This window comes from Nocardia brasiliensis IFM 10847 (genome assembly GCF_000710915.1).
In the GTDB taxonomy this organism is placed as follows: Bacteria; Actinomycetota; Actinomycetes; order Mycobacteriales; family Mycobacteriaceae; genus Nocardia; species Nocardia brasiliensis_A.
Window position 1 is genome coordinate 35,620 of sequence record NZ_BAUA01000195.1, and the last position, 22,992, is coordinate 58,611.

General features: G+C 69.1%; 24 protein-coding genes and 1 pseudogene. 5 read left to right on the plus strand and 20 right to left on the minus strand.

Going from position 1 to position 22,992, the window contains the following annotated elements; genetic code table 11:
* Positions 1-85: 85 nt before the first annotated feature.
* The 3 genes from NBRGI_RS38475 to NBRGI_RS38485 all read right to left on the minus strand — a co-directional run bounded on the left by NBRGI_RS38475 (position 86) and on the right by NBRGI_RS38485 (position 3,449).
* Positions 86-1,837 carry a penicillin-binding transpeptidase domain-containing protein gene (locus NBRGI_RS38475; RefSeq protein WP_029902512.1) on the minus strand — a complete coding sequence of 584 codons (1,752 nt, stop codon included), beginning with the start codon at positions 1,835-1,837 and terminating at the stop codon, positions 86-88.
* A gap of 50 nt (positions 1,838-1,887) precedes the next feature.
* Complete coding sequence (locus NBRGI_RS38480) at positions 1,888-2,754, minus strand: arylamine N-acetyltransferase family protein (RefSeq protein WP_029902513.1); 867 nt, start codon at positions 2,752-2,754, stop codon at positions 1,888-1,890.
* Positions 2,755-3,050: 296 nt separating this feature from the next.
* The gene (locus NBRGI_RS38485) at positions 3,051-3,449 is read right to left on the minus strand and encodes a DUF4870 domain-containing protein (RefSeq protein ID WP_029902516.1); all 399 of its coding nucleotides are present in this window, start codon (positions 3,447-3,449) and stop codon (positions 3,051-3,053) included.
* Positions 3,450-3,579: 130 nt separating this feature from the next.
* Between NBRGI_RS38485 and NBRGI_RS38490 the strand changes: the two genes are divergently transcribed.
* Positions 3,580-4,101 carry a hypothetical protein gene (locus tag NBRGI_RS38490; RefSeq protein ID WP_148311123.1) on the plus strand — a complete coding sequence of 174 codons (522 nt, stop codon included), beginning with the start codon at positions 3,580-3,582 and terminating at the stop codon, positions 4,099-4,101.
* Positions 4,102-4,326: 225 nt separating this feature from the next.
* Here NBRGI_RS38490 and NBRGI_RS38495 read toward each other — a convergent pair whose 3' ends face one another.
* A complete protein-coding gene (locus NBRGI_RS38495) occupies positions 4,327-5,310 on the minus strand; it encodes an alpha/beta hydrolase family protein (protein WP_029902520.1) in 984 nt (327 codons plus the stop codon).
* A gap of 573 nt (positions 5,311-5,883) precedes the next feature.
* On the opposite strand from NBRGI_RS38495, the gene NBRGI_RS38505 reads away from it, so the two are divergent.
* Complete coding sequence (locus NBRGI_RS38505; RefSeq protein WP_029902524.1) at positions 5,884-7,062, plus strand: winged helix DNA-binding domain-containing protein; 1,179 nt, start codon at positions 5,884-5,886, stop codon at positions 7,060-7,062.
* Between the two features lie 6 nt (positions 7,063-7,068).
* On the opposite strand, the gene NBRGI_RS38510 is transcribed toward NBRGI_RS38505, so the two are convergent.
* From NBRGI_RS38510 to nadA, 4 genes are all read right to left on the minus strand, one after another.
* The gene (locus NBRGI_RS38510; RefSeq protein ID WP_029902526.1) at positions 7,069-8,064 is read right to left on the minus strand and encodes an alpha/beta hydrolase family protein; all 996 of its coding nucleotides are present in this window, start codon (positions 8,062-8,064) and stop codon (positions 7,069-7,071) included.
* A gap of 99 nt (positions 8,065-8,163) precedes the next feature.
* On the minus strand, positions 8,164-9,024 hold the full coding sequence (gene nadC, locus NBRGI_RS38515; RefSeq protein ID WP_029902528.1) for a carboxylating nicotinate-nucleotide diphosphorylase: 861 nt from the start codon (positions 9,022-9,024) through the stop codon (positions 8,164-8,166).
* An 81-nt stretch (positions 9,025-9,105) separates the two neighbouring features.
* Entirely contained in the window at positions 9,106-10,707 is a 1,602-nt protein-coding gene (locus NBRGI_RS38520) for an L-aspartate oxidase (RefSeq protein ID WP_029902530.1), read from the minus strand.
* Positions 10,704-11,768 carry a quinolinate synthase NadA gene (gene nadA / locus NBRGI_RS38525; RefSeq protein ID WP_042256081.1) on the minus strand — a complete coding sequence of 355 codons (1,065 nt, stop codon included), beginning with the start codon at positions 11,766-11,768 and terminating at the stop codon, positions 10,704-10,706. The genes NBRGI_RS38520 and nadA overlap by 4 nt, the downstream gene beginning before the upstream one ends.
* Positions 11,769-11,844: 76 nt before the next feature.
* Here nadA and NBRGI_RS38530 point away from each other — a divergent pair, with 76 nt between their 5' ends.
* Together NBRGI_RS38530 and NBRGI_RS50040 are read left to right on the plus strand one after the other, a co-directional pair.
* Positions 11,845-12,603, plus strand: a complete 759-nt coding sequence (locus NBRGI_RS38530) for an NUDIX hydrolase (protein WP_029902532.1) — start codon at positions 11,845-11,847, stop codon at positions 12,601-12,603.
* A gap of 78 nt (positions 12,604-12,681) precedes the next feature.
* Positions 12,682-12,843 (plus strand): annotated as a pseudogene (locus NBRGI_RS50040) (DUF6506 family protein); the annotation flags it as partial.
* Positions 12,844-12,903: 60 nt separating this feature from the next.
* On the opposite strand, the gene NBRGI_RS46975 reads toward NBRGI_RS50040, so the two are convergent.
* The 6 genes from NBRGI_RS46975 to bioB all read right to left on the minus strand — a co-directional run bounded on the left by NBRGI_RS46975 (position 12,904) and on the right by bioB (position 16,297).
* Positions 12,904-13,083 carry a hypothetical protein gene (locus tag NBRGI_RS46975; RefSeq protein WP_081878415.1) on the minus strand — a complete coding sequence of 60 codons (180 nt, stop codon included), beginning with the start codon at positions 13,081-13,083 and terminating at the stop codon, positions 12,904-12,906.
* A gap of 92 nt (positions 13,084-13,175) precedes the next feature.
* Complete coding sequence (locus NBRGI_RS38535) at positions 13,176-13,706, minus strand: AAA family ATPase (RefSeq protein WP_029902534.1); 531 nt, start codon at positions 13,704-13,706, stop codon at positions 13,176-13,178.
* An 8-nt stretch (positions 13,707-13,714) separates the two neighbouring features.
* Positions 13,715-14,248 carry a DUF1353 domain-containing protein gene (locus tag NBRGI_RS38540; RefSeq protein ID WP_029902536.1) on the minus strand — a complete coding sequence of 178 codons (534 nt, stop codon included), beginning with the start codon at positions 14,246-14,248 and terminating at the stop codon, positions 13,715-13,717.
* A gap of 95 nt (positions 14,249-14,343) precedes the next feature.
* Positions 14,344-15,021: a DUF2567 domain-containing protein gene (locus NBRGI_RS38545; protein ID WP_029902538.1), complete on the minus strand. Its 678-nt coding sequence runs from the start codon at positions 15,019-15,021 to the stop codon at positions 14,344-14,346.
* On the minus strand, positions 15,021-15,230 hold the full coding sequence (gene bsaP / locus NBRGI_RS38550) for a biotin synthase auxiliary protein BsaP (protein WP_148311124.1): 210 nt from the start codon (positions 15,228-15,230) through the stop codon (positions 15,021-15,023). The genes NBRGI_RS38545 and bsaP overlap by 1 nt, the downstream gene beginning before the upstream one ends.
* Positions 15,231-15,256: 26 nt before the next feature.
* A complete protein-coding gene (gene bioB, locus NBRGI_RS38555; protein WP_081878417.1) occupies positions 15,257-16,297 on the minus strand; it encodes a biotin synthase BioB in 1,041 nt (346 codons plus the stop codon).
* Positions 16,298-16,489: 192 nt separating this feature from the next.
* Here bioB and NBRGI_RS38560 point away from each other — a divergent pair, with 192 nt between their 5' ends.
* Complete coding sequence (locus NBRGI_RS38560; RefSeq protein WP_014983236.1) at positions 16,490-17,074, plus strand: TetR/AcrR family transcriptional regulator C-terminal domain-containing protein; 585 nt, start codon at positions 16,490-16,492, stop codon at positions 17,072-17,074.
* A gap of 46 nt (positions 17,075-17,120) precedes the next feature.
* Here NBRGI_RS38560 and NBRGI_RS38565 read toward each other — a convergent pair whose 3' ends face one another.
* From NBRGI_RS38565 to NBRGI_RS38590, 6 genes are all read right to left on the minus strand, one after another.
* On the minus strand, positions 17,121-17,345 hold the full coding sequence (locus NBRGI_RS38565) for a hypothetical protein (RefSeq protein ID WP_029902545.1): 225 nt from the start codon (positions 17,343-17,345) through the stop codon (positions 17,121-17,123).
* A gap of 188 nt (positions 17,346-17,533) precedes the next feature.
* The gene (locus NBRGI_RS38570) at positions 17,534-18,883 is read right to left on the minus strand and encodes an LLM class flavin-dependent oxidoreductase (RefSeq protein ID WP_029902547.1); all 1,350 of its coding nucleotides are present in this window, start codon (positions 18,881-18,883) and stop codon (positions 17,534-17,536) included.
* On the minus strand, positions 18,880-19,641 hold the full coding sequence (locus tag NBRGI_RS38575) for an ABC transporter ATP-binding protein (protein ID WP_029902550.1): 762 nt from the start codon (positions 19,639-19,641) through the stop codon (positions 18,880-18,882). The genes NBRGI_RS38570 and NBRGI_RS38575 overlap by 4 nt, the downstream gene beginning before the upstream one ends.
* Positions 19,617-20,477 carry an ABC transporter permease gene (locus tag NBRGI_RS38580; protein ID WP_029902551.1) on the minus strand — a complete coding sequence of 287 codons (861 nt, stop codon included), beginning with the start codon at positions 20,475-20,477 and terminating at the stop codon, positions 19,617-19,619. The genes NBRGI_RS38575 and NBRGI_RS38580 overlap by 25 nt, the downstream gene beginning before the upstream one ends.
* Positions 20,477-21,568 (minus strand): ABC transporter substrate-binding protein, encoded by a 1,092-nt coding sequence (locus NBRGI_RS38585; protein WP_029902553.1) that lies wholly within the window; start codon positions 21,566-21,568, stop codon positions 20,477-20,479. The genes NBRGI_RS38580 and NBRGI_RS38585 overlap by 1 nt, the downstream gene beginning before the upstream one ends.
* Before the next feature lie 64 nt (positions 21,569-21,632).
* Positions 21,633-22,802, minus strand: a complete 1,170-nt coding sequence (locus NBRGI_RS38590; protein WP_029902555.1) for an alpha/beta fold hydrolase — start codon at positions 22,800-22,802, stop codon at positions 21,633-21,635.
* Between the last annotated feature and the right edge of the window lie 190 nt (positions 22,803-22,992).

Sequence of the window (22,992 nt, forward strand, 5' to 3'; positions counted from 1 at the left end):
CGGTCCGGGGACGAGTGTAGCGGGCCGTGGAACTTCCGCGCTCCTCAGCATGGGCGAATTCTGCGCCCACATCGCGGTGCGGGGACTAGCGCACCGCGCGCAGCATCCGGCCCGCGGCGTCGACGGCGGGGCCAGAACTGTTGGCATCATTGATGAACACGGCAAATGCCAGGTCATCCGCGATCCCGACGAACCAGCCGTGCGCGTGCTTGTCATCGATGAACTCCGCGGTGCCGGTCTTGCCGAGCAAACCGGGAATATCGCGCAACTGCGTGGCGGTGCCCGCGGTCACGGTCTCCCGCATCATCGTCTTCACCTGCTCGACGACGGTGGTGGGCAACGGCGCGGGCGTCTTGTCCGCGGTGCCGGGTTTGCCCTTGACGATCGCCGGCGCGGGCGTCGAGCCGTGCGCGATCGACGCGGCGACCAGCGCCATGCCGAACGGCGTTGCGGTGACTTTTCCTTGGCCGATGGCGGATTCGACGCGCAGGGCGGGGGTGTCGGCCGGCGGGACTTTGCCGGTGACGGTGGTCAAACCCGGTGTGACGTAGTCGATGCCGAGCCCGAGCTGCGCGGCGGCGTCGGTCAGCGCGTCGGCGGGCAGCTTCACCGCGAGCGCGCCCATCGTGGTGTTGCAGGACCGCGCGAACGCGGTGTGCAGCGGCACCGAGCCGAGATCGAAGTTGTTGTCGTTGGGGATGCGGCGGCCCTCGATGGTCGCGACGCCGGGGCAGGGCAGCACCGTGTCCGGGGTCACCGTGCCGGCCTCGAGCGCGGCGGAGACGGTCACCGTCTTGAACGTCGAACCCGGCGGGTACAGGCCGGTGAGCGCGATCGGGCCCTGGGCGTCGGCGGCATCGTTCTGCGCGACCGCGACGACGTTGCCGGTGGAGGGCTGCAGGGCGACGATCGCGGCCGGTTGGGTGATCGGCGCCAGCGCCGCCTCCGCCGCGTGCTGCAGGTCGATATTCAACGTGGTCGCGATATCGGTGGTCGGCTTCGCGTCCTGGCCGCCGACCCGTTGCGTGCCCTGCGCGGTCTGCGCGCGCACCGCCCAGCCCGCGTTCTCCTCGGCGCTCTGCTGCCAGAGTTCGGTGAGACCGGACAGCACCGGCGAGGACAGGGTCTTGTCCGTGGTGAGCAACCGGGTCTGCGGGGCGAGCGTGACGCCGGGCAGTGCGGCCAATTGTGCCTGGATCGGCGCGATATCCGCGTCGCGCAAACTGATCGCAGTGATCGGCTTGCCCTGCGCCGCAGCGAGTTCCGATTGCAGCGAGGCGGCGGTGATACCCGGCGAGATCGGGCCGAGCAAGCCCGCCAGCGCGCCGGTGTCGACGCCGGGGCTCACATTGACCAGGGTGACCGCCTGCTGGGTCATCAAATCCCCGCCGCCGGCATCGAGCACCCGGGCGGGCTGCGGGTAGACCGGGCTGTAGGTCAGCGGTCCCGCGGCGAGACCGGGTGCGACCGTGTCCGGGTTCCAGGCGATCTTCCAGCCGTCGCCGCGGTCGTTCGCGGCACCGGTCGTGGTGTAGGTCCACTCGGACTTGCCGTCCTTGCCGAGCTTCCAGGTGGCGGCCAGGGTGAAGGTGTTCTTGTCGATCGCACGGACATCGAACTTCACCTCCTTGCCCAGGCCGTCGTAGAGCTTGCCCAGGGTGTCGGTGGCCTTCGCCGGATCGTCGGTGAGAGCGGCCGCCGCGGCGATATCGTCGCGGGTCAGCGCGTCGGCGAACTGCCCGGCGACCGTGTCGGGCTGGTCCGGTCCGGACGAGCAGGCGGCGAGCACGAGCGCGGGTGCGGCGAACAGGACGAGGTACTTCCGGTGGGTACGCACCCCGCCGACTGTAACGGCAGGTAGTTCCGGATGGCAGCTGCGACGCCCGCTCACCGCCGCTGCCAGTCCCCCTCGGCCAGCTTCGCGGCGTCGGCCTCGGTGAGGTCGATGTCGAACAGCTCGGACAGGACCTTCGGCACCTCGGACACCTCGATCTCCCGGGTCTCGCTGCTGCCGTCCGGGCGCGTGGTGACCACGGTGGTGCCGTCGATCATGTGGTCGGCGTCGGGCAGGAAGCGGTGCGCGTACGGCCGCGTGGTGAACGGCGAACGCGGCGAGGTGGAGACGAAGTGGTTGCCGACCGCGAAGTCGATCCGGTACTGCGGGGTGGTCGCGAACGTGTAGCGGTCGACCCAGCCGTCCTTGCCGAACTGGTGCAGCACCCAACGGTCGGTGTCCAGTTCACCGAGCGTGTGCTCCAGCCGGAACCGCCACGCGCCGGCACTGAATTCACCGGTCTCCGTGGACAATTCGTAGGGCTCCAGCGGGCCGGAGCCGAAACCGACGTCGACGAGCCAGACCCGGTCGTCGTCGGCGGTCGTCACCCGCAGCAGCGCGTGCGTGGCCGGACGCAGGCCCTGATCGGCGCCCATCGTCACCCGGCCGTTGAAGGCGATGATGTTGTAGCCGAGACGTTCCAGCACCGCCGCGAACAGGGTGACGTGCTCATAGCAGTATCCGCCACGACGTTGCCGGATCAGCTTCTCCTGCAAGGACTCCAGATCGAGCAGGACCGGCCTGCCGAGGATGATCTCCAGGTTCTCGAACGGAATCGTGGTGGTGTGCAACCGCACCAGCTCCCGCAGCGTCGGCAACGTCGGTGCGCGTTCCCCGTCGAAGCCGATCCGGGCCAGATACCCGTCGAGGTCCAGCTCGGCGTTGTTCCAGTGGTAGGCCGGATCGGTCGGCTTCGTCATCGCACCCTCACTTCGTCGTCGGTGTAATCACGTCAACCCCGGGCGGTCATGATCATGTTCCCACTCCCCCGGGGCCCTCCCGTGTGGGATCCGCCATGGTGGCGAGCGGAATATCCGGCCCGCCCCGCAATGGGCCGGACCGGCGATCTCCCGCCGTACCGTTCCTGACCCGCTTCCGCTGCACCACCGAACCCCCATCTCCGGTTGAGCCTTCGAAGACGCCAACGGCCCGAGATAGCCTCGGGCCGTTGGCGTCTTCGGTCAGTTGTGGCGGACAGCGTGGCGCGGGAGCGCGGCTAGTTGATCGAGTTGGCCAGGCGATCGGCATACGGGGCGGTGAACCGTCCGACGAACGGCAGCTCCGCCCGGACGCCCCCGGCGCCGTTCGCCTTGACCATCGCCATGATCCAGACAACGAACGAGAAGACCGCGACCGCGAGGCCGACGAGGCTGAAGATGATCCCCAGAGCCGCCAGCATCGAGCCGAGGATGCTCAACCCGATATTGACCACCGAGACCGCCCCGAAGAAGACAATCGATTGCGCGGCATGGAATTTCACGTCGGGATCGTTCTTTCCGACGAAGAGGAAGATGATTCCGGTGACCCAGCCCAGCGCGTAGGACAGGATCGCACTGGTCTTCTTGTCCAGCCCGGTGGACTGCGGTCGATTGGCGGGCGATTGAGAAGATGTCATGGGCCGAGTAGATGCCGAGCCCGCCACCTACCGATCCCAACTTTCCGCCCCAGCCCCGAGAATGGAAGCTGTCCGGCGAGGGTGACGACCAGCAACAGCTGGAGTCAGTCGGCACAGAAGAGGAGTGGGCGTGGCGTACAGTTTCGAACTGGTAGTCAACTTCGGCGACAACATGGACGCGGCACGTTCAGCCCTGCTCACCTGCGCTACCGGCCGGACGCGAACGCTGACCGTGGGCGCTCGGCGAATACCGATACACGCTCCGATACTGCGCTCCGACGGTCCGTACCTCGAATTGTCGGTGCTGCCGGTAGGTGTCGGGTGCGGCGTCGCACTGGACGGTTCGATTCCTCGATTCGCGCTCACCGCGGCGGAGCTGACCGACCTCGGCAACCAAATGTACGAGCTGCTCACCACTTTCGATGGATACGTGGCTGCACGGGTCGGCTGGGATCCCGAAGACATGGTCGACCCTGCCGAACTCGAAAACGATTGGCTGGACGAGTTACGTGACGGGACGATCAGCGGTCTCGTTCTCTGCGACGCCCTGCACGCCGAGTGGGGCTTAGGTGAGGACTACACCGTCTTCCAACCCGGATACAGGTGGATGCCTTACCGCGGTGAAATTCCCAGCACGTTGACGGCCGACTGACCACGCAGCCCCCGGCCCCGCTCCACGTTCAGGTCTCGTCGAAGGCGTCGAGCGAACAGACGCGCATCGGTGTTCCGTGCACTCGGCATCCACGGGAGCGGCGGACCGAGTGCCCGCCCGGGATCATATGGCGCACTTGGCATTCGGGGAGAGCGGGCAATACTCAGACCGGGAACCCGACGCAGCTGGTGTCCAGCGGGGGCGGGTTTTCTGCTCGGGCCGAGATCATGCGGCGCACTTGGCATTCGGAGGGGCGGCGGGGGCGGTGACCAGGTTGCGGGCGACGTCGATGAGGTAGTCGCGGTCGGGGCCGTCGGCAGGTTCGGCGCCGAGGAGCAGACGTTCTACTACGCAGCCGCCCTCGAAGAAGGCCGGGCCGACGCTGTGGTCCCCGGGGACCACGGTGCCGTTCAGGTCGCGGCCGGTGACGACGGTGTACATCGAGACGGGTTTGCCTGCGGCGAGCAGTCCGGCGCGCATTTCCAGGGAGGTCGGGTAGGGCACCACATCGTCGCCGGTGCCGTGGATCAGGAAGGTGCGGCGCACGTCCAACCGACTGGCCAGCAGCACAGGGGAACGGTCGATGTAGGCCTGCGGGCAGACGAGCGGCGTGCAGCCGCCCGCGTCGCGTTCGATCTGTCCGGGCAGTGCGGGATCGACCTTGCCCGCGGCCAGCCACATCGTGAAATCGTCTGCGGGACCATAATTGTCGACCCAGTAGTCGAAAAGTCCGCGCGGACCGTGCATCGCCGCGAGGCCGCTCATGATGCCACCCTGACTCCAGCCCCACAGCACGGTGCGCTCGATGGTCGGCTGCTCGCTGCGATACCACTGCGTCGCCGCCACGATATCGCGCTGCCCCGCCCACAGATTCCACTCGCCGGTCCGCCACACACTGTCCGCCGACCGCAGATCCATCGACAGCACCGGCGTCCCGGTACGCCGCGAGATCGACATCAGATACCCGGCATAGTCAGCCGACGACCCGTCGTGCCCATGTACTGCGACAACAAGTTTCGCCGGCGCCGCCACCCCGCACCCCGACGGCTCGTACACCCGCCCGGTCGCCTCCTCCCCATCCACGGTCAACGCCACCGCCCGCACCCCCACCTGCGGCACGCACTCCGCCTCCGCCGCCCCCACCGGCGCACCCACCACCAGCGCACCCCACAGCACGCCCACTGCGACCAGTACTTTCCCGCGCCTCATCCTCGAATGATGACACGCAGCCCGCCCCGCCCCCTGCCCACCGACACGTCACCACTTCCGCTGCCGCGCAACTCGACGGCCCGCCCACAGCGACGCACCTCCGTGCCTGGGCCTGACTACCAGGCTCGGGGGCATCACTGCGGTAGCCAGTGGGTGTCGTTGCGCCTCGGGGCGCCCCACCCAGTCGACCAAGGGCCCACAGACCTTCCATACGGTTCACAGGGGTTGTAGCTCCTGTGAACCGTATGGGTCCTCTGTGAACCCCCACCTATCTGTCGCTTGGTACAGGCCCCCGCCCGCTTTCCCGAGCCGTTCGAGACGCGACGACAGCCAGATGACTACGGCGGAACCCTGACACCGCGCACCCGACACGCGCTGAAGCTGAGTACGGCACACGACGCGCCCAGCGGGCAAGCCGACCGAGGCGACCGCCGTGATCCAGACCGGCATCATGGTCGGCAACGCCGACGGCAGCTTCGACCGGGCCGAGATCGCCGCCGTCCGCGACGCTGCGGCTGAACCCGCACGACTTCGGACTCTGATCGGTCACCGGCGAACGCTAGGCTTTCGCCTATGTGTTCGATTGATGTGGCCGAGCGTCGCGCTCGGCTGGCGGTACGGCACCGGCTCGCGACGGCGAACCGGTGCGATCAGGTCACCGAGATAGCTCGCTCGCTGGTCGCCTTGCACGCGACCGACCCGGCGACGGTGTACCTGTCCGTCGGGGCGCGCAGCAATACGCTCACCCCCGCACATGTCGAACGGGCGCTCTACGACGACCGGACGCTGCTGCGCATGCTGGCGATGCGCCGCACCATGTTCGTCGTCCCGGTCGAGTCGCTGCCGGTGTTGCAGTCCTCGTGCGCGGATGCGCTGGCGCACAAGCAGCGGCGCACCTACGGCAAGTACCTCGAGGTCGCCGGGGTCGTCGACGGCGACGTCTCCCCGTGGCTCGCCGAAGTCGAAGCCGAAACGCACGCGGCCCTACTTGCCCGCGGCGCGGCCACCGGCGCACAGCTCAGCAAGGACGTGCCCCGGCTGCGCACCCAGGTGAACACCGCACCGGAGAAGGCGTATTCGAAGCCGACCAACATCACCACCTGGGTGCTGGTGACCCTCGGCTGCGAGGGCCGCATCGTCCGCGGCCGCCCGAACGGCAGCTGGACCAGCAGTCAGTACACCTGGTCGCCGATCGAATCCTGGCTCCCTGAAGGCATTCCGGCGCTCTCGGCCGAGCAGGCGCGCACCGAGTTGCTCCGGCAGTGGTTGCGGGCGTTCGGTCCCGCGCCGCTCACCGATCTCAAGTGGTGGACCGGCTGGGGTGTCGGCGAAGTCCGCAAGGCGCTCACCGCTCTCGATACCGTCGAGGTCGAACTCGACGACGGCACCGGCCTGCTGCTCGCCGACGATCTGGAACCCGTTGCGGCACCGCCACCTTGGGCCGCATTGCTGCCCGCGCTCGATCCGACGCCGATGGGCTGGCAGTCCAGGCAGTGGTACCTCGGCCCGCACGCACCGTCATTGTTCGACCGCAACGGCAACGTCGGCCCGACGATCTGGTGGGACGGCCGCATCGTCGGCGGCTGGGCGCAGCGCAGAGACGGCGAAATCGTCTGGCGGCTATTGGAAGACGTCGGCGCGGAGGCCAAGGCCATGATCGAGGCCGAGGCCGAGCGCACCGGCGCGTGGTTCGGCGAGGTCCGCGCCATCCCCCGCTTCAGGACCCCGCTGGAGCGGGAACTGACTGCCTAGCGCGGTTCACCCCGCACAGGTCGCACCGGGCGGTGCCGGCGGCGCGGTGTCGACGCCGGTGAGCACGTCGGTGGTGTATTCGAGCGCGGTCCGGTCCATCGGCTCACGATCGGTGAGGATCCGCTCGACCACACACGCACCTTGGAACCAGACCGGTCCGATCCAGTGCGTTCCAGGCAGGACGGCCCCGTCCGGACCACGGCCGGTGACGATCGTGTACATCGAATAGGGCTTGCCCGCCGCCGCGAGTCCCGCCTTAAGGTCGAGCGAATGCTGGTACGGGACAATCGGGTCGGCGGTGCCGTGCACCAGGAAACTACGTCGCGCGTGCAGTTGCGCGGCGAGCGCCGCGGTGGAACGGTCCCGGTACGCCTGCGGACACTCCGCGGGTGAACAGTCCCCCGCGTCCCGCTCGATCTGGGTGAGCTGCGGTAGTCCGAGGCTGTTGCCCAGGTTCCAATAGTCGACGGCGTTCGACGGCCCAGCGGTGTTCACCCAGTAGTCGAACAACCCTGCGGGCCCGTGCGCCAGGGCCAGCCCGCTGGTCATGCCGCCCTGGCTCCAACCCCACAGCACGGTCCTGCTGACCGACGGATGCTCGCCCTTGTACCACTGGGCCGCGGCGACCACATCGTGCCAGCCCGCCCACGGGTTCCACTCCCCCGTCTTCCACCGGCTGTTCCCGCCGCGCTGATCCAGCGTGAGCAGTGTCGCGCCGCTGCGCTGCGCGAGCGCCGACATCACGTCGGGGTAATCGGCCGACTTCTCGTTGAAGCCGTGTACCGCCACGATCAACTGACGCGCGGGAAGGTCACCAGGACTACAGGTGTAGGGCTCGTAGGCCCAGCCGCTCGCCTGCTCCCCGTCGACCGCGATCGTGATCGGTTGTCGCGCAACCTTGTCCGGTGCGCAGTCCGGCGCCGCGGCCGCAGCCGGAACGCCGAACCACAGCGCGGCCAGCGCGGCGACGACCGAGACCAGCAGCGCCGTCGTCGGCTTCATATTCGGAGCGTGACACAGGGGTGAGCGGGCGCGCGGTGAATCAAGGTACCGATCGGGTCGAGACAACACGTCCTTAGATCGGCGAACGAGATCGTTCCGCTACATATCGAGCCCGAGGTCGAGCACCCGGACCGAATGCGTGAGCGCGCCGACGGCCAGGTAGTCGACGCCGGTCCGGGCGTAGTCCGCGGCCACGTCGAGGGCCAGCCCACCGGAGGACTCCAGCTTCGTGCCCGGCGCGGTGGCGTTGCGGCGCTGCACGGCGGCCTGGGTCTGCCAGAGCGGGAAGTTGTCGAGCAGCACCAGTGCCACGTTCTCGGCGAGCACCGCGTCGAGCTGTTCGAGGCTGTCGACCTCGACCTCACAGGCGACATCGGGAGCGAGGGCGCGCACGGCGCGCAGGGCCTCGACCACCGAGCCCGCCGCGACGACGTGGTTGTCCTTGATGAGCGCGGCGTCGCCGAGTCCCATCCGATGATTCACACCGCCGCCGACGCGGACCGCGTACTTCTGCAACGCGCGCAGGCCCGGCAGGGTCTTGCGACTGTCCCGGATCTGGCAGTCGGTGCCCGCGACGGCGTCGACCCAGGCCGCGGTCGCGGTCGCGATGCCCGAGAGGTGGCAGACCAGGTTGAGCATGGTGCGCTCGGCGGTGAGCAGCCCCCGGGTCGGCGCGACGACGGTGAGCACGGATTGTCCAGGGGCAACCCGGGTTCCGTCGGCCACGCGGCCGGTGATCTCGTAGCTGCCCGCGCCGAGCACCTCGTCGAGCACCAGCAGCCCGACGTCGAGTCCGGCGACCGTGCCGGGCTGGCGCGGCACCACCGACGCTTTCACCACCGCGTCGGCCGGAACCGTTGCTGCGGTGGTGATATCGGGTCCGTAGCGCAGGTCCTCGTCGAGCGCGGTCCGGATGAGGGTGAGCACCTCATCGCGGTCCAACGCGGTATCCAGAGCCATCGACGCACTCCTCCAGTTGTCTGTGTTTCGCCGCGTGGCACACCACGGCCGACGTGTCGGGTGTGCCGCACGACGTTCGGGTCAGGCGGGTGGGCCCAGTTGCGGCCGGCCGGCGCCGTCCAGTCGAACCGAGAAGCTCAGGCGCAACCGGTCGTCGGGGTGCGGATGATCGGATCGGGTGTGACAGCCCCGGCTTTCGGTGCGGGTCGCGGCGGTGAGCAGCAGCGTGCGCGCCGCCAGGGTCAGCGCCGCGTCCTCGAGACCGGCGACCCGTTCGTCTAACGTGCCGTCGGCACTGAGCGTGCGGCGCTGTGTCACAGCGTCTTCCATCCGTTTGATCGCCTCGTCCAGCCCGGCCCGGTCGCGGACGACCGAGGCGTGCTCGGTCATCAGCTGCTGGAGCACCCGGCGATCGGCCGTTTCGGCGTACCGGGCCGGGATCTCGGCCACCGTGGCGGGCACGCCGCGGCGTTCGGCGGCGGCCACACCGACCCGCTCGCCGACCACGAGACCTTCCAGCAAGCTGTTGGAGGCCAAGCGATTCGCGCCGTGCAAACCGGTGCGCGCGACCTCCCCCGCGGCGTAGAGACCGGGCACCGCGGTACGCCCGTGCGGGTCGGTAACCACGCCGCCGCATTGGTAGTGCGCGGCCGGTGCGACCGGGATCAGGTCGGTCGCGGGATCGAGACCCGCTGCGTGGCAGGAGGCGGTGATCGTCGGGAACCGTTGCGCGAAGCCGTCGATGGGGCGGGCGTCGAGGTACACGTGATCGGTGCCCAGTGCGCGCATCCGGGCCGCGATCGCGCGCGAGACCACGTCGCGCGGGGCCAGGTCGCCGCGCGGATGGAGTCCGGCGGTCACCGAATCGCCCTCGGAATCCACCAGAATCCCGCCCTCGCCGCGCACCGCCTCGCTGATCAGCGGGCGGCGGCCGAGCCCGCCCGGGGTGTAGAGCACGGTCGGATGGAACTGCACGAACTCGAGGTCGGCGACCGCCGCGCCGGCCCACAGCGCCAGCGCGACGCCGTCGGCGGTGGCGCCCGGCGGGTTGGTGCTCAGCGCGTAGAGCTGGCCGAGCCCACCGGTGGCGAGCAGCACCGCGGGGGTGTGCACGACACCGAAACCCTTGTCGGACACCACGACGACGCCCTGCACACCGTTCGGCCCGGTGACGATGTCACCGGCCGCCGCGCCGAACAGCACCGGCAGTCCGGCCGCGTTGAGCGCCCGCTGCACCTCCGCACCGGTCGCGTCCCCACCGGCGTGGATGATGCGACGCGTGCTGTGCCCACCCTCCCGGGTGCGCGAGATCTGACCGTCGCGGCCGAGATCGAACACCGCGCCGAGGTCGGTCAGTGCCGCGACCGCGTCCTGGCCGCCCTCGACGATCGAGCGCACCGCGTCGACCCGGCACAGCCCGGCACCGGCCTCCACCGTGTCCTGCACATGGGATTCGACCGAATCGCCTTCCGGCGCAACGACAGCGATGCCGCCCTGGGCATATTGCGTGGACGTGTCGGTCGCTCCGCCCTTGCTGAGCGTGAGCACCCGCAGCCCGCGCAGCGACGCGGTGCGCGCCGCGGTCAGCCCGGCGACGCCGCCGCCGATCACCACGAGGTCGGCCTCGGCCTCCCACTCGAACGACTGCCCGACCACTGCCGCGCGGGCAGGGGTCGGCGTCATTCACCACCGCCCGGATTGCCGATCTCGATCATCCGCTGCACCGAACTACGGCCGCGGGCCGCGGTTTCCAGGTCGACGTGCACCTCGTCGCGGTTCTCCACCAGGCAGCGCAGCAGCGCGGCGGGGGTGATCATCTTCATGTACTTGCACGAGGCCCGGTCGTTCACGGCCTGGAAGTCGATGCCGGGCGCGGCCTTTCGCAGCTGATGCAGCATGCCGACCTCGGTGGCGACCAGCACCTGCGTCGACTGACCGGAGCCGCGCCGCTCACGCACCTCGCGGGCGGCATCGATCATGCCGCCGGTGGACAGGATGTGCACCCGCTCGGATGGGAACGCGCCCTCGCCCGCCAGGTACAACGCCGAAGTGGCGCAACCGCATTCGGGATGCACGAACAGCTCCGCGTCCGGGTGGGTGCGCGCCTGCTCGGTCAGCTCGTCGCCGTTGATGCCCGCGTGCACGTGGCATTCCCCCGCCCAGATGTGCATGTTCGCCCGGCCGGTGACCCGCTTGACGTGCGCGCCGAGGAACTGGTCCGGCAGGAACAGCACCTCCCGGTCCGGGTCGATCGAGGCGACCACGTCGACCGCGTTCGACGAGGTGCAGCAGATATCGGTGAGCGCCTTCACCTCGGCGGTGGTGTTCACATACGACACCACCAGCGCGTCCGGGAATTCGGCCTTCCAGGCCCGCAATTCGTCCGCGGTGATGGAATCGGCCAGCGAGCAGCCCGCGCGCTGATCCGGGATCAGCACGGTTTTCTCCGGAGACAGGATCTTCGCGGTCTCCGCCATGAAGTGCACCCCGCAGAACACGATCGTGTCCTCGGGCGCCTCCGCGGCGATCCGCGACAGGGCCAGCGAATCACCGACGTGATCGGCCACGTCCTGGATCTCCGGCAGCTGATAGTTGTGCGCGAGAATCGTCGCGTTTCGCTCGCGGGCCAGTCGCTTGACTTCCTGAGCCCACTGCGGCGTCGCCTCGACACCGGTGAACCCCGACGGCCCGTCGAACACCTGCTCCATCAGCGGAGGCGCCAGTTTCGCACCCATCGTCGCCATGATGGCTCCCTTCGTCGTGCGACCAGTTACACCACCGATTCGCACCTAACCAGGTTTTCGACTTATAATCGAAAACGTGGCCCATAGTAGCACCATCCACGAAACGCTCACCGCGGTGTTCCAGGTTCGCCGCTTCCCCGCCAACATCGCCGCAGGTCCCGGCTCTGCGAAGGCCGGAAAGGAGATCATCGGGCGCTGCCCGCCCGGCCAGCGGACCGAATTGGCCGTGTTGCTCTGGGAGCGCGCGCTCGACCCGCAGAAGGGCACCTGGTCGCTGCCCGGCGGGCGCCTGCGCGACGACGAGGACCTCGACACCTCGGCGGGCAGGCAGCTCGCCGAGAAGGTCGACGTGCGCGAGCTGGCCCACCTCGAGCAGTTGTCGGTGTTCAGCGCGCCCGACCGGGTGCCCGCGCCGCGCCGGATCGCCTCGGCCTATCTGGGACTGGTCCCGCTCACCGCCGATCCTCAGCTGCCCTCGGACACGGCCTGGCATCCCGTCTCGGCGCTGCCGCCGATGTCCTTCGATCACGGCACGGTGGTCGATCACGCGCGTACCCGGCTGGCCGCCAAACTCTCCTACACCAATATCGCGTTCGCCCTCGCCCCCGCCGATTTCACCATGTCCACCCTGCGTGAAATCTACTGCGCAGCACTAGGTTACGACGTCGATACGACGAACCTGCAACGAGTCCTCAGTCGCCGCAAGGTGATCACCCCCACCGGGCAGACCAGAGCCCCCGGCCGGGCCGGCGGCCGCCCCGCCGCCGTCTACCGTTACACCGACTCCGGCATCCGCGTCACCGACGAGTTCGCTGCCCTGCGCCCCCGCACCTGACGACCTCATTGGGGGCTCGAGGCAGCCGGGCGGTAGTGATTCAGCGGGGACGTAGCCGCGGCCGCCCGCGCCGCCGCGGAGGCGGCCGATATCGCCGCGGAACCGGCCGCGGAACCGGAGGGCCTGCACCTGATCGAACTGTACGGCGGCGTCGGGCCGGACTGGGCGGCGGCTGTGCTCGAGCGGGTCGGCGGGCAGGTCCCGGTGGGTCTGCCCTGCTACCCGTCGCCAGGGCGCTGATCGAGGAGACCTGATGGCGCGCTTACCGAAAAGCGCGGCTTCGTCTCCCGTCCAGCAGGCTTACTCGGCTACTGCCTTGCGATGCTTGGTGACCCGCCGGTACCGCCGCTTGTTCGGCAGCGGCTGCGCGGCATTGCTACGCCGCAACGCATCCCGCCGCCGCCAGGCCACCAGATCCGCTCGCTCGCGGCTCGGCGCGGAGGCCGGTTCTGCCGCCGCCCCGCTCTTTTCATTTCGCACCGGACCTCCTTTCCGCTCCGCGACCCTACGCGGGCCCACGACGCCCCTCCACCCATTTTCCGCGCTACGCGCCCGTGTCATCGCGACCGGCACTACCGGTTGACGAAGGCGAGCACCTCGTCGAGCGACGGGTCGTAGCCGGCGGCGGTGTCGACCTCGAGGCAGGGCACATCCAGGGCGACCCGGTCGAACGGCCTGCCGACCGGCACCGCCGACCCGGGCGCCGAATGCGCGCGCCGGAGCCGATTCTCGTTCCGGCGCTGCCGGATTCGCTCGGCGGCGACTTCGGGCGCGGCCACACAGTGCACGACGCGCACCTGCGCCAGACCCAGCAGCGGGGTCAGTCCCGGCCGCCACAACCGGTCTTGAAAAGCCGCCTCCGCCACCGTCGTCACCCCGGCGCGCACGAGCAGCTCCAGCGTTTCGAAGAACACCGACAACGTCCGCAGGTCGAGTGAATTATCCACCCCGGCAACGAATCCCGGAGTGGCATGCACCATCCCCTCTTTGATCTCGTCGCGGCACACGGCCGGGCAGCCGAGCCGCCGCGCCAGACCGTGCGCGAGGGTGGTCTTGCCGACGCCGGGCGGTCCACTGACCACCACCAGTGTGGGCAGGCTCATGCGCGCGGTCAGGCCGTCTTCATCTGCGGTGCGGGCGGTGGCGCGGCGGTGCGGGTGAAGAGGCGGGAGACGGCCCAGCAGAACAACTCCACGAACCAGAACAGCACCAGGAACAGCTGCACGACGATGACCGGAACCGCCAGGAACAGCACGGACGGGACGGCGATCAGCACCCAGACCGCGACGGCGCCGAGGCTCGCGCCGCGCAGGCCGCTGGCCAAACGCACTGCCGCCCACATCATCCAGCGCCGCGGCACCGCCACGTTCATCTCGCGCAGGCAGCGGCGGAACAGGCCGTCCGCGTCGGCGACGCTCACCCTTCCGGTACTGCGCAGGAAGTCGTGCAGGATGGCGGCGCGGGTGTAGGCGCCGTAGCGCGGCACCAGCCACACCAGCGCCCGCGGCACCGACGCGAAGTCGGTGCGGAACCCGGCCGGAATCACGAATTCCTGGGAATCACCTTGATACACGAGCGGTTCGACCACCCGCCAGAACTTTGCGTCGAGCTCCTCGACGACCAGCCCGCTACCGACGAACGCCACAACCCGTTCCTCTCCGAACGCACAGCGTGTCCCCCAATTCTAGGAGCCTGCGGTACCTCTGAGCTGTCGGCCGGGCAACGGTTCGGACAACACCGTCAGTGGCTGGGCCGGGTCTGCGGCGGCGATCCGGAATCGGCCTCCCCGGCGGGCTCGTAATCACCGTAGGGCACGGCCGTTCCACCCGCCGGGTACGACGCGTCGCCCGCGGGGTAGGCCGGCGCGCCGAACGACCCGAACGGCGCTATCGGACGGGTGAGACCGGTACCGGTGCCCAGATCTTCCGACGGACTCAGCGCCGCACAGAACAGCACGATGAGCGAGGCGACCAACGGCTGCACGATCAGCGCCAGCCAGCTGCCCATTTCGCTGGGCAACTCGACGATCTGCCCGATCGGCGGATCATGCGGCCGCGGATGCGCCCATTCGGCGACCTGCTCGCCGAGCTTCGCCATCACGACGGCCCCGACGAGCGAGCCGACCAGCAGCCCGATCTGCAGCAGCGGCCCGCGCAGAGCCCGCCGGCGCCACGCCGCGATCGCGGTGAGCAGACCGGTGACCGCGCCGAAGCAGACGAACATGGCGACCGCGTCGAATTGATGCGCGCTCTCCCCCGTCAGCACGGCGCCGCGGCCCTGCTCCACCACGAACAGCTGCTCGGTCGGCGCGACCGCGCCCCACAGCACCCCGACGAGCGCACTGGCCAGCACCACGAGCAGCGTGAGCACGGCGGCGCCGCGCACCTCGTGCGGCGCGGCGGTCGGCGTCCCCGGCACTAGCGCAGTTCCAGACTGGCGGCGTCGATCACACCGTGCCGGGAGCATTTGGCCCACCAGCCGTCCGGACTCACCTGCACGATCATCCGGCGACCGCACTGCTCGCAGAACCGTGGCGGTTCCAGACCCAGTGCGGCGGCCGCGGGTACGGCGTCGTCGAGACCGGGCACGATCCGTTTGCCGGTGAACGGGTTGTAGCGCTCGTCCATGGGCATGACACTACTCATGGGCCGGGTCAGAGGGTTTCGTTGAGCGCCTTGATCGGCATCTTCAACTCGCCCAGCAGATCCAGATCCGCCTCGGCGGGCCTGCCGAGCGTGGTCAGGTAGTTGCCGACGATGACGGCGTTGATGCCGCCGAGGATGCCCTGCTTGGCGCCGAGGTCGCCGAGGGTGATCTCGCGACCGCCCGCGAAACGAAGGATGGTGCGCGGCAAGGCGAGCCGGAACGCGGCGACCGCGCGCAGCGCGTCCGCGGCGGGCAGGACCTCGAGATCGCCGAACGGGGTGCCGGGGCGCGGGTTGAGGAAGTTCAGCGGGACCTCGTCCGGTTCCAGCTCGGCCAGGTTCGCCGCGAATTCCGCACGCTGCTCCAGCGTTTCGCCCATGCCGAGGATGCCGCCGCAGCACACCTCCATGCCCGCCGCGCGCACCATGCGCAGGGTGTCCCAGCGTTCCTCCCAGGTGTGCGTGGTGACCACGTTCGGGAAGTAGGAGCGGGAGGTCTCCAGGTTGTGGTTGTAGCGGTGCACGCCCATCGCGGCGAGCTGGTCGACCTGGTCCTGGGTGAGCATGCCCAGCGAGCACGCGACCTGGATATCGACCTCGTTGCGGATCGCTTCGACGCCCGCGGCGACCTGCGCCATCAGGCGCGCGTCCGGGCCGCGCACCGCGGCCACGATGCAGAATTCGGTGGCACCGGTCTTGGCGGTCTGCTTGGCGGCTTCGACCAGGCTCGGAATGTCGAGCCAGGCGGCCCGCACCGGCGACTGGAACAGGCCGGACTGGGAGCAGAAATGGCAGTCCTCGGGGCAGCCACCGGTCTTGAGGCTGATGATGCCTTCGACCTCGACCTCCGGGCCGCACCACTTCATCCGCACGTCGTGGGCGAGGGCGAGCAGCTCCTCGAGCTGGTCGTCGCCGAGGCGGAGCACCTCGAGGGTCTGCTCCTGAGTGAGCCCGACACCGCGCTCGAGCACCTGCGCCCGGGCGACGGACAGGATCGCGGCGGCCGCCGGCGGGGCGGGCGGATAGGTATCAACGGGGGCCTGGGTCACTGCACGAATCCCTTCGTCCGGCCGAGGTGGCCGTGCAACTTGAACGGCGTTCAGGTTAGGGTAGCGCGGGCAGTGAGTCAAAACACTGCGGCACCCGAGGCGTGACTCGGACGCGGCGGCACAACCGAGCGTCCCGAGGCGGTAGCGTGCGTGCTCAGACAGGTACTGCCATGGATAGACGGAGGAAATCGGGTGCAGCTGCACAGAGCGGACGTGGTCGACGGCGCCATCGCGATTCTCGACCAGTACGGCCTCGCCGATCTGACCATGCGCAGGCTGGCCGGCTCGCTCCAGGTGCAGCCTGGCGCCCTGTACTGGCACTTCCCGAACAAGCAGGCGCTGCTCGGCGCGGTCGCGGACAAGATCCTCGCGCCGATGGACGATCCGATCGTCGCGACCGAATGGTCCGGCCAGGTCATCGAATTGGCGCACCGGCTGCGCGACTGCCTGCTCGCTTACCGGGACGGCGCCGAATTGGTCTCGGCCACTTACGCTTCCCGGCTCACCACGAGCAAAGGCCGCGAACGCATGGTGAGCGCCGCCATCCGGGCGGGCATGCCCCGCTCCGAGGCCGAACTCAGCTCCTTCACGCTGCTGTACTACGTGCTCGGCCAGACCGTCGACGAACAGTCCAGGATGCAGATGGATTCCGCGGGCGCACTACCCGAGGACGACACCCCGCTCGACGAGATCCCGGATCCCACGGCACGTTTCGACTTCGGCCTGCAACTGTTCGTCGCGGGCGTGCGGCACCTGCTCGGCACCCGCGTCCGCTGATTCCCGCCCATGCCGGGATGCCGGACTTCGGCGACGGCACGGCGGTTCAGGGATCGACCGGAAGCGGTTGCACGCGGACACCGTTGTGGCCGGGAAACCAGCGATACATCGCGCCCGCCACGAGCGGACCGGCGAACATGCCGACGTCATGGGTCAGCCGCCAGGCGCCGAGGAATTCGGCCCGCCTGCCGTCCGGCGCCGCGTCGGCGCCGACGGTCATGATCACGCCGTTGCTGACCCCGTCGGCGAGCCCGAGCAGCACCGCGACCACGCCGTCCGATGAGCGACGAGGTGTCCGGCAACACGCCGAAACCCAAGGCGAACAACACCATTGCCGCTACACCGACGGCGCGACCGCCGCGCCGGTCGAGCCAGATGCCCGCCGGGTAGGACCTACCCGGGATCCCGCAGAATCCCGCTGCGCGACAGCCGGTTCGGGCACGCGTGGGACCGGTGGGCTCACCGGGCGAGCGCGGGGCGGCGGGCGAAACGGCTTTCGGGGCGGGGCAGGCCGAAATGATCGCGCAGCGTGGTGCCGCTGTACTCGGTGCGGAAGAGGCCACGTTCCTGCAGGATCGGAACGACGGTCGCGGCGAACACCTCGAGGCCGCCGGGGTAGTACGGCGGCATCACGTTGAAACCGTCTGCGGCGCCGCCGCGGAACCACTCCTCGATGGTGTCGGCGACCTGTTCCGGCGTACCCGCGAACACCCGGTGCCCGCGCGCACCGGCGAGGCGGTGCAGCAGAGCGCGCACGGTCGGCCGCTCGCGCTGCACGATGCCCGCGACGACCTGCAACCTGCTGCGGCCGTTGTCGGTGACGTCGCCGGCGTCGTCGAACAGATCGACCGGAATATCGCCGTCCAGCGGCAGGTGCCGCAGGCTCTTGCCGACGATGTTCTCCAGCTGGGTCAGACCGTACTCCGGAACGGTCAGCTCGTTGAACTCCCGTTCGAGCCGCTTGGCCGCCGCCTCGGTATCGCCGATGAACGGGCTGATCCCGGGCAAGATCTTGACGTGTTCGGGCGCGCGTCCGAAACCTGCCGCCTGGGCCTTGATATCGGCGTAGAAGGCCTGCGCGTCCTCGAGCCGCTGATGAGCGGTGAAGATCGCCTCCGCGTATTTGCCCGCGAACGAACGCCCTTCGTTGGAAGCCCCGGCTTGAACCAGTACCGGGTAACCCTGCGGCGTGCGCGGCGCGTTGAACGGCCCACGCACCCGCAGATATTCGCCGACGAAGTCGATCGGGTGGATCTTCGCGGGATCGGCGTACCGCCCGCCTGCCCGGTCCAGCACGATGGCGTCGTCTTCCCAGCTGTCCCACAGCGCGACCACCGCGTCCACGAATTCCCTTGCCCGCGCGTAGCGTTCGGCGTGGTCGGGGTGCTTGGCCAACCCGAAGTTGGCGGCGGCGAGATCGGTGCCGGTGGTGACGATGTTCCAGCCAGCGCGGCCACCGGAGATGTGGTCGAGCGTGGAGAACAGCCTGGCCAGGTTGTACGGCTCGTAATAGGTCGTCGAGGCTGTCGCGATCAGCCCGAGATGTGTTGTCGCCGTGGCGATCGCGGTGAGCAGCGTGATCGGTTCCAGGCCGGAGCCCGCATTGTGCTCGACGTTGGTGCGCAGCGCCGGACCGTCGGCGAAGAACACCGCGTCCAGTTTCGCGGCCTCGGCCGTGCGGCCGATCTCCTGGTAGTAGGCGGCGTCGTAGATCCGATGCGGCTGGCTGTCGGGATGCCGCCATGCCGCCTCGTGATGGCCGGACGGGTAGATGAACGCGTTCAGGCTGAGCTGACGGGGAGTACTCATGAGGCTTGCTTCTCTTCCGCGCGAGGGGCCGGCTGACCGGCGGGACCGACGCCCAGGCTGGCCAGCAGCAGGGACCGGTAGTGGTTGAAGGCCGGATCACTGTGGTGGCGGGGACGTTCCAGATCGATGCGCTGGTCCACCGCGATACTGCCGCCGTCGAGCACCAGCACCCGGTCGGCGAGCAGCACGGCCTCGTCGACATCGTGGGTGACCAGCAGCACGGCGGGTTTGTGCCGGGCGCACAGGTCCTGCAGCAGCGCGTGCATCTTGATCCGGGTGAGCGCGTCGAGCGCGCCGAACGGCTCGTCGGCGAGCAGCAACTCCGGTTCCCGGACCAGCGAGCGCGCCAACGCGACGCGCTGTTGCTCGCCCCCGGAAAGCTCCCTGGGCCACGCCTTTTCGCGACCGGCCAGGCCGACCTCCGCGAGCGCCGCACGTCCACGTTCGGCCGCGTCGCCGCCGGTCAGGCCGAGAATGACGTTGTCGAGCACCCGCGCCCACGGCAGCAGCCGCGAGTCCTGGAACACCACGGCCCGTTCGGCGGGCACGGTCAGCTCGCCCGAACCCGGTACGTCGTAGTCCAATTCGGCGAGTGCCCGCAGCAGGGTGCTCTTGCCGGAACCGCTGCGCCCGAGCAGCGCGACGAATTCGCCACGCGCGATATCGATGTCGAGGTCGCGCAACACGACCCGGTCGCCGAAGCCGCGGCGCAACTCCCGGGTGCGCACGACGCTCAGTCGCCCAGTGTCGATCGCCATGACAGCGCCTTCCTTTCCACCGCGCGGACGGCGAGATCGCCGAAAAGCCCGAGCAGGCCGTAGATCACGAGACCGACCACGATCACGTCGATCTGCCCGTAGGTGCGAGCCTGGGTCATCAGGTAGCCGATGCCGCTGGTCGCGTTGACCTGTTCCACCACCACCAGGGCCAGCCATGCGATGGTGACCGCGAGCCGCAGCCCGATGAAGAAGCCGGGCAGCGATCCGGGCAGCGCGACGCGTCGGATGAACCCCCAGCGCGACAGTCCCACGGTCTGTGCGAGCTCCACGTATCTGGCGTCGACGCTGCGCAGGTAGGCGTGGGTGTTCAGGTAGATCGGGATGGCCACGCTGGTCGTGATGACGACCAGCTTCATCTCCTCGCCGATGCCGAACCAGACGATGAACAGCGGAATCAGCGCCAAGGTCGGGATCGCCCGCTTGATCTGGATGGGGCCGTCCACCAAGGCTTCCCCGATCCGGCTGAGCCCGGCGACCAAGGCCAGGATCAGGCCGGCGAGCACGCCGATGACCAGGCCGATCCCGGCACGCTGCACCGAGGTCAGCAGATTCGATTGCAGGCGGCCGTCCGCGGCCAGGTCGCCTGCGGTCTGGGCGACCACCCACGGCGCGGGCAGCGTCTCCGGATCCAGTGCGCCGGAGGCGGACCCGAGCACCCAGGCCGCGATCAGCAGCACGGGGCCGAGGGCGACGCCGAACGGAATCGGCCGTCCCGGACCGAGCCTGCGCCCGGCCGGTTTACGTTTGGCCGGGGCTGCGGCCGGCGCACGGCCACGCCCGAGCCTGCCGAGAACTCCTGCGTCCAGTGTCGCCATCAGCGTTCCTTCGGTGCGTGAGCGGCGCCGCTGGCGCTGACCGCTTCGGTGATCGCGGCATCGAAGCGCAGGTCGAAACTCTTGGCGGCCTGCACCTTCTTCGGCAGTTCGCCCGCCTTGTCGATGACGTCGATGGTGGCCTGCTGCCGATCGACGAGCTGCTGGTTCAGGTGCGGGAAGGTGAGGATGCCGAGCGAATCGACGATGCGCTTCGCGTCGTCGGCACTCACCTTCTGGTTTTCGATGTAGTACTTGCGCGCCCATTCGTCCTGGTGCGTGTTGGTCCACTGGTTGGCGCGGATGTAGGCGCCCACCAGGGCCCGCGTGGCGGCCGCCTTGGCCGGGTCCTGCACCACCGCGCGGCGCGCGTAGAGATAGGCGAGGCCGCCGTAGATGCCTTCGGTCTCGCTGTCCGGGATGAGGCTCGCGCCCGGAGTGCGCAGCAGCCGAGTGACATTGGGTTCGATCAAGGGGGCGACGTCCACCTGCCCGGTCCGCACCGCGTCGAGGAACTCGGCCAATTGCAACCGGACCAGTTGCACGTCAGCGGGTTTCAGCCCGGCCTTGTCCAGCGCTCGCAACACCGCGGCCTGCTGCGCGGTGCCTTCGGCGTAGGCGATCTTCTTGCCTTTGAGATCGGTCAACTTGGTGATCTGCCTGCCCGGCGCCACCGCGAGTTTCAATGCGGTACTGCTGGTTTGGTAGGCGGCCACGATCGGCACGTCCTGGCCCGCGGCCGCGGCGTGGATGGGCGGGACGTCGCCGACCGGCGCGATATCGGCCGCCTCGGCGCGGAACGCCTCCAAGATCGCCGGGCCGCCGATGAAGTTGGCGAACTCCACCTCGAACGGCAGCTTGTCCAGCTCGCCGGACACCCGCAGCGCGGTCTGCAATCGCTCCTGCTGGTCGGCGACAACGATTTTGGTTCCGGCCGGAACTTCTACGGGCAGCGGAGTATCGGCGACGGGACCGACCGGCTTGTCGTTGTTCGAGCAGCCGGTGAGTCCGAGGGTCGCAACGGTCGCCACGGCGAGCAATGCGGCGGTGGTGCGGCCATGGCGGCCGAACAGGGACGTGCGTGGTCGGTACATACTCGGATTCAAACAAGACAAAACCGGCCCGAACACCGTTTGTCTCAGGCTGGTTCGAACTGCCTCAGCCCGGTGCGGCCGAGCTGATCGTCGTGCGGACCCGCTGCTGATAGCGCTGGATGAAGGGCACGATCTGCTGCTCGATCACGGTGTTGTACTCCACCGGACGCTGCATCGGGTTGGCGTGCCCGGTGTTTCGCGCCTGCACCACCGAGAGGGTGCCGTCGACCCCGCCGGCCTGTTCGATCAGCACCCGGTGCGAGTACTCCACATCGACCACCCGGTCTCTGCTCGCGTCCCGGGGGCGGATGAAAACGACAGCGGGACGGGCTTTTCCGTCCACGGGCGCGGCCAGGGCGCGTAGATCGTTCGTCGCGCCGCCCGCGACGATCGCGGTGAACTGCGATTCGATCAAACCGTTGCTCGCCGCGTTGCGGGAGAAGATCTTCTCCCGCAGCACCTCGCCGAGCACGTCACGCAACGGGGCGAAGCGGATGCCGGGCGGCGTGCCACCCCCGCCGTGCGAGACGAAACGGTCCCGCCGCGCATAGGTTTCCACCGCCAGGCGCAACAGCCTGCTCTCCCGCGCACCGGGCAGCCAGCGCATCCAGCGCACCATGTCCTCGCCGCGACCGCGGCTCTCCGGGCGGACCGCGTCCAGGTCCACCGGCGTGCAGTCCAGGATCACCCCCACCAGCCTGCGATCGCTGTCGAGATGAATGTGCTTGGCCACTTCCAGCGCGATCACCCCGCCCATGCTGTGCCCGACCAGCACAACGTTCTTCAAACCGGACAGTTCGGCGGCGCGCACGATCAGTTCGGCGATGACTTTGGTGTCGATACCTTCGTTGTCGTAGCGGATCGCCCACACCATGCCCATCCGGCGCAGCGAGGGCAGGGCCGCGGCGGTCGCGCTGGCGTCCACGTTGCCCAGACCGACCATGTCCACCACCACCGTGTCCCAATCGCGGGGATCGGCCGGAGCCGCGACGGGCAGGATCGCGGGGTCGGTGCGCGCCAGGCGCGCCGCTTCCGGCTGCACATCGAAGGTCAGATATTGCGCATAGCAGATGAGTACGGCGACGAGCAGTACGAGCACCCGCACCATGGCCGACTTGGTCCGGCGCAACGACTTCCACTCGTGCCACAGGTTCGTTTCCCGTAGCCGGGCTCTGCGTCGCGCGTCGTCCCAGTCCGCGACAGTGGACGGGTGCCGATCTTCGAACGGCGACATCTTCCCCACTGTAGGTAACGGAACCGAGCCGTCGCCATGTCGCACGCGGCCCCGCGCGAGTGTTAACCCGACCGACCGGTAGAGTTCTCCCGTCCTACCTGGCAGGTGCGGGAAACCGGTGCGAATCCGGTACGGTCGCGCCACTGTGATCGCCACCACGGCGAGAGTCAGACCTCCCCTGCCGAGCAAC